We start from the raw sequence: 1986 nt of genomic DNA, 5'->3' as shown, positions 1-1986 counted from the left end.
GAACGGGGACCCGGAAGGGACTTCCATCTGGTGGAGCCGCTCCCTTCAGGACCTGTTCGGGGACCGGGCCCTGTGCGACCACTGCGGCTCGCGCAACGTGGAGAAGGACAGCAACATCCTGGACGTGTGGTTCGACTCCGGCGTCTCGCACCTGGCCGTGCTGAACGAGGACTTCGGCCTCTCCTGGCCCTGCGAGATGTACCTGGAGGGCAGCGACCAGCACCGGGGCTGGTTCCAGTCCTCCCTCCTGGCCTCCGTGGCCATCGAGGGCCGCGCGCCCTACGGCAGCGTCCTGACCCACGGCTTCATCCTGGACGGCGAAGGGCGCAAGATGTCGAAGTCCCTGGGCAACACGATTCTTCCGGAGGAGATCGTGGACGAGAGCGGCGCGGACATCCTGCGCCTGTGGGTGGCCTCCACGGACTACAGGAACGACGTTCGCATCTCGAAGGGCATCATCAAGGGGCTGTCGGAGACGTACCGCCGCATCCGAAACACGGCGCGCTTCCTCCTGGGGAACCTCCACGGCTTCGACCCCGCCAGGGACGCCGTGCCCTACGAGGGGTTGCTGTCGATGGACCGCTGGATTCTGGACCGCCTGCAGCGGACGATCGAGCGAGTGCGGGGCTCCATGGAGGACTACGAGTTCCACATGCCGACGTCGGCCATCCACTCCTTTTGCGTCAACGAGCTGAGCGCCTTCTACCTGGACGTGAGCAAGGACAGGCTCTACGTCGAGGCGGCGGACTCCCTGACCCGCCGCAGCGCCAAGACCGCCATGTGGGAGGTCCTCTCCGCCCTCACCCGGATGCTGGCGCCCCTCCTGAGCTTCACGGCGGAGGAGATTTGGCAGGAGATGCGCTCTCTTGACCCGTCGCTGGCCGAGAGCGTCTTCCTGACGGACTTCCCGACGGCGGACCGTGCCAGGGTGGACGACGGGCTGGACGCGCTGTGGGAGAACGCTCTGACGCTGCGGGGCGCGGTGAGCCGGATGCTGGAGGGCCTGAGGGCGGACAAGACCATCGGCACCTCGCTGGAGGCCGCCGTCCAGGTGAAGCGGTCCGAGGCCACGAACCCCGCCATGGAGGGCTTCACGCCTCAGGAGTTGGCGGACGTCTGCATCGTCTCCCGCTTCGACTTCGTCGATGAGCTGACGCTCCCCCGACGCTTCAAGGACGCGGAGACGGGCATCGAGGCGGCGGGCGGCTTCACGGAGGGCACGAAGTGCCCGCGCTGCTGGAAGTACTCCGACGCGGCGGACGACGAGGGCCTGTGTCCGCGCTGCGCTGCCGTGCTGCGCGGAATGTGCTGACCTCCGTGCCCCGCTGGAACCGTGGCCCCCTGTGCAAGGGGGCCTTTTTTTGAAGGGAGGTGCGCCCACATGGCCGAAGGCGAGGCGTTGGAGACCCTGATGGGGGACGAGGAGGGCGGCCGCCTCGACGTCTTCCTGTCCCACGGGCTTGGCGTCACGCGCTCCTTCGCCCAGAGGCTCCTGAAGGAGGGCCGGGTGGAGGGGCCGGGGGGGCGCCTCAGGCCTGCCGCAAAGGTCCTGCCGGGCGCCGCCTACCGCGTGGCTCTCCCGGAGCCGGAGGGGATGGAGATCGAGCCGGAGCCGGCGGCGTTCGGGGTCGTGTACGAGGACCGGGACCTGGCGGTGATCGACAAGCCCGCGGGGCTCGTCGTACACCCTGCGCCGGGACACTGGCGCGGCACGCTGGTTCACGGGCTCCTGTGGCGCTACCCTGAGATGCGCCTCCTGAGGAACCGACTGAGGCCCGGCATCGTGCATCGGCTGGACGCCACGACGTCGGGCCTCATGGTGGTGGCCCGGCGTCAGGAAGCCATGGAGGAGTTGCAGCGGATGTTTCAGGCGCGCCGGGTGACGAAGGAGTACCTGGCCCTGGCGCGAGGGGGCCCTTCCCTCCGATCGGGGGACCCTCTCCGGCCCCATCGCGCGGGACCCGGAGAACCCGCTGCGCATGGCCG

General features: G+C 69.1%; 2 protein-coding genes. Both read left to right on the top strand.

What is annotated here, in order from left to right; genetic code table 11:
• A partial coding sequence (locus SY1_RS05205) for a class I tRNA ligase family protein (protein WP_208872947.1) occupies window positions 1–1312 on the top strand: 1312 nt, incomplete at its 5' end.
• A 69-nt stretch (window positions 1313–1381) separates the two neighbouring features.
• The coding region (locus SY1_RS05200) for a pseudouridine synthase (RefSeq protein ID WP_208872945.1) at window positions 1382–1986 on the top strand (605 nt) is incomplete at its 3' end.

It is taken from the genome of Fretibacterium fastidiosum (genome assembly GCF_000210715.1).
GTDB classification, from domain to species: Bacteria; Synergistota; Synergistia; order Synergistales; family Aminobacteriaceae; genus Fretibacterium; species Fretibacterium fastidiosum.
Note: the sequence above shows the minus strand (reverse complement) of the source record. Positions and strands in the feature narration are given on the sequence as shown.